Raw genomic sequence first — 7,446 nt, 5'->3', positions numbered from 1 at the left:
GGGAGCGGCTTTAGCCGCGAAAGGGCCGGCACAGCAACCGGGATGGCTCAGACGTGACGCTGCCTGGCCTTGCCCCGTGGCAACCGGCAACGGTCGCCCTGCTCGGCCAGGCGCGATGCCCAGGCGGATTTCACGCTGAAGCCGGCGCTGCGCGCAGGTTGCTGCTCGGCCACCTGGGCCGGCCTGGCGGCCGCAGGCGCCGTGCCGACAACCTTGGCAGCCGGCTTGCCAGCAGCCATTGCAACAGCGGGCTCTGCCGCCGCCTGGGCGGTCTTGCGCAGTTCAGCCAGCGAAGGGGTCTTGTTCTTGCCGGCAGCCGCCGACTCGGGCTTGCTCAGCGTGCGCTGGCAGGACTTGCAGGATACGTCCTCGGTCACGGCAGTACTGACAAGGGTCTGACTGCTGCGCCCGCAGGCGGAATCGAGGCCATTGGAGGAAAAGTGAGTAACCAAAAGCGAACATCTCCGGTGCGTGGTCATTGAAGCGGCGGCTATTCTCGCACAGCTTGCAGGGGCTTGCCGAACCACCGGGCAGTCACCATCGGTCAACACGGCTGGCACTTTGCCATAATCCTAGGCATGCTAGCCCGTTTCGGGTGTCCGGCCTTATAGTGCGCCACCACGGTCCGGCAGCCAGACACCGGCACACCCCGTGCATGATCCATCCCTGCCATCGCCAGCCCAATCGCAGGTTCAACGCTTGACCAACCTTACTCATCCGTCGTCACTGCGTTCCGCGCCACAGGCGCCCGCTGCTTCGCTGCGCGGGTCGATCAAGGGTGCCCTGGCGCTGCTGGCCTTGATCCTGCTGGGGTTGCTGCTGTGGCAGCTGTTCGCCCAGTTCAACCACACCCAGGCCGACCTGCGCAAACAGAGCCTGGACGCCAGCGCCGAACTGGCCGATCACCTGAGCCTGAACATGGCGTTCAAGGCGCAACAGGCCGTGAACGTGATGCAGCCCTACGTCGATGCGCCGACGCCTGCTGCCCTGCCCAGCCTGATCCGCACCCTGCGCGAGCGCCTGCCCGCCCTGCAGAGCGTGGCCTGGCTGGACAGCGCCGGGCAGGTGCGCGCCGACAGCCTGGCCGGCAGCCCCGACCGCCAGATGCTTGACGAGTTGCTCGAACTGAAACAGGGCCGTGCGTACTTCTTCACCAATTCGGCGGATAACAGCACCCTTTACCTGCTGCTGCGCCAGTCCGCCGAACAGGGCCGCGGCTACTGGCTGCTGCGCCTGTCCCCCGACTATTACCGCGCCCTCACCGTGCACCTGGATGGCAGTGGCCACCCGCTGTGGCTGCTGGAGAACAGCCGCAGCGGCGAAGTGCTGCAGCGCCATGCGCCGGCCGACACCAGCAACGAACCGCTGCAAAGCGTGATGCTGGCCTTTATCGACAACAGCACCTGGCAGCTGCGTGGCCTGTTCGACGCCACGCTGACCCGGCAGAAGCTGCTGCCGGCATTGATCGGCAAATGTGTCCTGGTGCTGTTTTGCGCCCTGCTGCCGGTGCTGGCCCTGATCAACATGCGCCGCCGCCAGCGGGCCTTGCAGGAGGACCGCCGGCGCTACCAGGAAATTTTCGAAGGTACCGGGGTTGCCTTGTGCGTACTCGACCTGTCCAGCCTGCCCGGCCAGCTCGACCGTTACCACCTGCGCAACCGCGCCGCACTCAAGCACAGCCTGGCCCTGGACCCGAACCTGCGCCGCTCGCTGCTGCTGGAGCTGAAGATCACCGAAGTCAACCAGGTGGCGCGGCAGTTGCTGAATATCCAGTGCCACGAAGGGGCCTGGCAACGGCTGATCGATGGCAGTGGCGATGGCCGCGACAGCGTTGGCATGCAACTGATCGACGCCCTGATCGAACAACGCCCGCTGCTGGAGCTGGAAGTACGCCTGCCTGCGCCGCTGGGCGGCGAGCTGCACCTGTGGCTGATGGCGCGCCTGCCGGAACAGCGCCGCGATTACCAGGCGGTGATTCTCAGCATCAGCGACATCACCAGCCGCAAACAGGTCGAGCTGTCGCTGCTGGAGCGCGAAAGCTTCTGGTCGGACGTGGTGCGCACCGTGCCCGACCAGCTGTACGTGCAGGACGTCGCCAGCCAGCGGATGATCTTCAGCAACCGCCACCTCGGCCAGACCCTGGGCTACGACCGGACCGAGCTTGCGCAGATGGGTGAGCGCTTCTGGGAGCTGCTGCTGCACCCCGAGGACGCCGCGCACTACCAGGCCCTGCGCCAGCAACAACGCGACAGCGGCCATGACCAGCCGCTGCACTGCCAATTGCGCTTCCGCCACCGCGATGGCGGCTGGCGCTGCTACGACATCCGCGAGCAGGTCCTGACCCGCGACGCCGATGGCCTGGTGACGCGCATCATCGGCGTGGGCAAGGACGTCACGGTGCAGATCGAGGCCAGCCAGTCGCTGCGCGACAGCGAGCAGCGCTACCGCATGCTCGCCGAAAGCATCAGCGACGTGATCTTCTCCACCGACAGCCTGCTCAAGCTCAACTATGTCAGCCCTTCGGTGCAAAACGTGCTCGGCTATCAGGCCGACTGGATCTTTGCCAACGGCTGGCAGTCGATCATTGCCAACCCGGCGCAGCTCACCGGCGTCTACAGCCTGATGGAGCGCGTCAGCACGGCCATGGGCGACCCGGCCCAGCTGGCCCAGCTGCGCAGCCAGCTGCCGACCCAGCTGTTCCTGTTCGACTGCCTGCGTGCCGACGGCCGCAAGATCCCGATAGAGCTGCGCCTGGTGCTGGTATGGGACGATGACCAGCGCTTTGAAGGCGTGCTCGGGGTGGGCCGCGACATCAGCCAGCAACGCCGCGCGGAAAAAGACCTGCGCATGGCCGCAACGGTGTTCGAACACTCCACCTCGGCCATTCTCATCACTGACCCGGCCGGTTATATCGTCCAGGCCAACGAGGCGTTCAGCCGCGTCAGTGGTTATGCGGTCAGCGAGGTGCTCGACCAGCTGCCGGGCATGCTCACCGTCGATCAGCAGCAGGAAGGTCACCTGCGCTATGTGGTCAAGCAACTGCACCAGCGCGGCAGCTGGGAAGGCGAGGTATGGCTCAAGCGCCGCGATGGCGACCACTACCCGGCCTGGGTGGGCATTACTGCGGTACTGGACGACGAAGGCGACCTGGCCAGCTACGTGTGCTTCTTCACCGACATCAGCGAGCGCAAGGCCAGCGAACAGCGCATCCACCGCCTGGCCTACTACGACGCCCTCACCCACCTGCCCAACCGCACCTTGTTCCAGGACCGCCTGTACAACGCCCTGCAGCAAGCCGAGCGGCAGAGGGCCTGGGTGGTGCTGATGTTCCTCGACCTGGACCGTTTCAAGCCGATCAACGACTCCCTGGGCCATGCTGCAGGCGACCGCATGCTCAAGGACATGGCCCTGCGCCTGCTGGCCTGCGTGGACGACGACGACACCGTGGCCCGCATGGGCGGCGACGAGTTCACCCTGCTACTGCAACCGCGCCCCACCCGCGAACTGGCACTGAACCGCGCCATCCACGTGGCCGAGAGCATTCTCGGCAGCCTGGTGCGGCCGTTCGTGCTGGAGAACCGCGAGTTCTTCGTCACCGCCAGTATCGGCATCGCCCTGAGCCCGCAGGATGGCAGCGAGCTGAGCCAGCTGATGAAAAACGCCGACACCGCCATGTACCACGCCAAGGAACGCGGCAAGAACAACTTCCAGTTCTACCAGGCGGAAATGAACGCCAGTGCCCTGGAACGCCTGGAGCTGGAAAGCGACCTGCGCCATGCCATGGAGCAGAACGAGTTCATCCTCTACTACCAGCCGCAGTTCAGCGGCGACGGCAAGCGCCTGACCGGCGCCGAAGCGCTGTTGCGCTGGCGCCACCCGACCCGCGGCCTGGTGCCGCCGGGCGACTTCATCCCGGTGATCGAAGAACTGGGCCTGGTGGTGGACGTAGGCGACTGGGTGCTGCGCGAGGCCAGTCGCCAGCTCAAGGCCTGGCACAAAGCCAAGGTGCGGGTGCCAAAGGTGTCGGTGAACATCTCGGCGCGGCAGTTCTCCGATGGCCAGCTGGGCACGCGTATCGCCAACATCCTCGAGGAAAGCGGCCTGCCGCCGGCCTGCCTGGAACTGGAGCTGACCGAAAGCATCCTGATGCGCGAGGTGAACGAGGCGCTGCAGATTCTGGCCAGCCTGAAAAACCTCGGCCTGAGCATTGCGGTGGACGACTTCGGCACCGGCTACTCGTCGCTCAACTACCTCAAGCAGTTCCCCATCGACGTGCTGAAGATCGACCGCACCTTTGTCGACGGCCTGCCCGAAGGCGAACAGGATGCCCAGATTGCCCGGGCGATCATCGCCATGGCCCACAGCCTCAACCTGGCGGTAATCGCCGAGGGCGTGGAAACCCACGAGCAGCTGGAGTTCTTGCGTGAGCATGGTTGCGACGAGGTGCAGGGCTACCTGTTCGGGCGGCCGATGCCGGCCCATCAGTTCGAGGCGCAGTTCGCCAACGAGACGTTGTTCATGTTCCATTGATGCAGCCTGCACTGGCCTCATCGCCGGCAAGCCAGCTCCCACAGGATTCGCGCTGGCATTGAAGTTGATGCGGTACCTGTGGAAGCTGGCTTGCCGGCGATGGGGCGCAAAGCGCCCCCAAAAAACCGGACTTAAAAGTCAACTCGAATGCCCATCCAGCCCAGACGCGGCGCGGGATGCAACATGAGCCCCATTGGTCCGCGACTTGATGCCACTTCATATGCCAGCCGCGAATCAATCGGTTAGAATGCCCGCCTAACTCACCCCCGATCCTTGAGGACCGCCATGTTCAGCCGTGATTTGACCATTGCCAAGTACGACGCCGAGCTCTTCGAAGCCATGCAGCAAGAAGCTCTGCGCCAGGAAGAGCATATCGAGCTGATCGCTTCGGAAAACTACACCAGCCCGGCAGTCATGGAAGCTCAGGGCTCGGTCCTGACCAACAAGTACGCCGAAGGCTACCCGGGCAAGCGCTACTACGGTGGTTGCGAGTACGTCGACATCGTCGAGCAACTGGCCATCGACCGTGCCAAGGAGCTGTTCGGCGCCGACTACGCCAACGTCCAGCCGCACGCAGGCTCCCAGGCCAACGCTGCCGTCTACCTGGCCCTGCTGTCGGCCGGTGACACCATCCTGGGCATGAGCCTGGCCCACGGTGGCCACCTGACCCACGGTGCTTCCGTAAGCTCCTCGGGCAAGCTGTACAACGCCGTGCAGTACGGCATCGACGGCAACGGCCTGATCGACTACGACGAAGTCGAGCGCCTGGCTGTCGAACACAAGCCGAAGATGATCGTTGCCGGCTTCTCGGCCTACTCGCAGGTGCTGGACTTCGCCCGCTTCCGCGCCATCGCCGACAAGGTTGGTGCCTACCTGTTCGTCGACATGGCTCACGTTGCCGGCCTGGTTGCAGCTGGCGTATACCCGAACCCGGTGCCGTTCGCCGACGTGGTCACCACCACCACCCACAAGACCCTGCGCGGTCCACGTGGCGGCCTGATCCTGGCCCGTGCCAACGCCGACATCGAGAAGAAGCTGAACTCGGCGGTATTCCCGGGCGCCCAGGGCGGCCCGCTGGAGCACGTCATCGCGGCCAAGGCCATCTGCTTCAAGGAAGCCCTGCAGCCTGAGTTCAAGGCTTACCAGCAGCAAGTGGTGAAAAACGCCCAGGCCATGGCCAGCGTGTTCATCGAGCGTGGTTTCGACGTGGTTTCCGGTGGTACTGAAAACCACCTGTTCCTGCTGTCGCTGATCAAGCAGGAAATCTCCGGCAAGGACGCTGACGCCGCGCTGGGCAAAGCCTTCATCACCGTCAACAAGAACTCGGTACCGAACGACCCACGTTCGCCGTTCGTGACCTCGGGCCTGCGTTTCGGCACCCCAGCCGTGACCACCCGTGGTTTCAAGGAAACCGAGTGCAAGGAACTGGCCGGCTGGATCTGCGACATCCTGGCTGACCTGAACAACGACGCGGTGATCGACGCCGTACGCGAGAAGGTCAAGGCCATCTGCAAGAAGCTGCCGGTTTACGGCAACTGATCGGCGCTCGCCTGATGTGAAAAAGCCCGGCCTAGTGCCGGGCTTTTTCATTGGGCTCAGGTGCAACGACGGCCTTTGTAGGAGCGGCCTTGTGTCGCGAAAGGACCGCAAAGCGGTCCCGGCGATCCCGGCGGCGAAGCTGCAATCAGGGGGCCGCTGCGCGCCCCTTTCGCGACACAAGGCCGCTCCTACAAAATTCGCGACATCCTGCTGGCAGCACGTATTACCCTGTGCCCATTTCACACTACCGAGCACAGGCCGCACCTTGACCAGAGAGCAACTCGAAACCCGGCAGATCCCCCTCTACTTCGCGGTCGTGCTCGTCGCCATCGCCTTCGGCCTGCTGGCCAGCGACACAGCACGCCATCTCGAGGCCCTGGTCACCCCTGCCATCGCCGTACTGATGTATGCGATGTTCCTGCAAATCCCCTTCCTCGACCTGCGCCAAAGTCTGGGCAACCGGCGCTTCATGGCTGCCCTGCTGCTGGTCAACTTCATCCTTGTGCCGCTGTTGGTCTGGGCTATCACCCGCGGGCTGGTCGAGCACCCGGCAATCCTCGTCGGCGCCCTGCTGGTGCTGCTTACGCCGTGCATCGACTACGTGGTGGTGTTCACCCACATCGGCAAGGGTGACTCGCGGCTGACCCTGGCTGCCACACCCGTTCTGCTGTTGGTACAGCTGCTAATGCTGCCGGTCTACCTTGCGTTGATACTCGGTGAAAACAGCAGCGTGAGCATTTCCATCGCACCGTTTGTGGAAGCCTTCGTACTACTGATCGTGCTGCCGATGGCCCTTGCCGTATTCACCAGCGCCGGCGCCCGCCGCTACCGCGCGGTCTCGGCCTGGAACGATGCCTGGGCGTGGCTGCCGGTTCCGGCGATGGCGCTGGTGCTGCTGGTGGTGATCGCTTCGCAGGTTACCGTGGTACTGCGCGACTTGGAGCGCTTGCTGCCGGTGATTCCGGTGTACATCGGCTTCCTGCTGCTGGCACCTGTGCTGGGCCTCATCTCGGCTCGGCTGCTGCGCCTGCCGGCCACCGAGGCCCGCTCGGTGACCTTCAGTGCCGCCACGCGCAATTCACTGGTGGTGCTGCCGCTGGCGCTGGCGTTGCCAGAGGAGCTGCGCAGTTTGGCGGCGGCGGCCGTGATCACCCAAACGCTGCTGGAGCTGGTGGGCGAGCTGATCTACGTGCGCGCAGTACCACGGCTGGTACGCTGACCCACCTCGCGCCGATCAACCGGCGCGCCAAGCCTCCCATACCACACGCGTGGCAGCGGCGACGGGTTCGCTGCGCCATGGTGAATCCTTCTTCGCGCCATGGGTAAACACCACCAGAATCCAGGGCGCGCGGCCTTCCGGCCAGATGATCGCCACGT

General features: G+C 64.6%; 4 protein-coding genes. 3 read left to right on the top strand and 1 reads right to left on the bottom strand.

What is annotated here, in order from left to right; translation table 11 throughout:
* Window positions 1–47: 47 nt before the first annotated feature.
* Window positions 48–452: a hypothetical protein gene (locus tag HP547_RS25415; protein ID WP_172288137.1), complete on the bottom strand. Its 405-nt coding sequence runs from the start codon at window positions 450–452 to the stop codon at window positions 48–50.
* 247 nt (window positions 453–699) lie between these two features.
* On the opposite strand from HP547_RS25415, the gene HP547_RS25410 reads away from it, so the two are divergent.
* The 3 genes from HP547_RS25410 to HP547_RS25400 all read left to right on the top strand — a co-directional run bounded on the left by HP547_RS25410 (window position 700) and on the right by HP547_RS25400 (window position 7,288).
* Window positions 700–4,530 (top strand): bifunctional diguanylate cyclase/phosphodiesterase, encoded by a 3,831-nt coding sequence (locus tag HP547_RS25410; protein ID WP_172229229.1) that lies wholly within the window; start codon window positions 700–702, stop codon window positions 4,528–4,530.
* A gap of 285 nt (window positions 4,531–4,815) precedes the next feature.
* On the top strand, window positions 4,816–6,069 hold the full coding sequence (gene glyA, locus HP547_RS25405; RefSeq protein WP_172229231.1) for a serine hydroxymethyltransferase: 1,254 nt from the start codon (window positions 4,816–4,818) through the stop codon (window positions 6,067–6,069).
* Window positions 6,070–6,334: 265 nt separating this feature from the next.
* Window positions 6,335–7,288 (top strand): arsenic resistance protein, encoded by a 954-nt coding sequence (locus HP547_RS25400; protein ID WP_172288135.1) that lies wholly within the window; start codon window positions 6,335–6,337, stop codon window positions 7,286–7,288.
* Window positions 7,289–7,446: the final 158 nt, after the last annotated feature.

Origin of the sequence: Pseudomonas sp. CM27 (assembly GCF_013179515.1) — a bacterium.
Taxonomy (GTDB): Bacteria; Pseudomonadota; Gammaproteobacteria; order Pseudomonadales; family Pseudomonadaceae; genus Aquipseudomonas.
The sequence above is the reverse complement of the archived record's forward strand: the minus strand, read 5'-3'. Positions and strand labels throughout refer to the sequence as shown.

What these genes read in the sequence shown, in the direction of transcription:
- glyA (WP_172229231.1), top strand. Translation starts at nt 4,816, where the DNA reads ATGTTCAGCCGTGATTTGACCATTGCCAAGTACGACGCCGAGCTCTTC.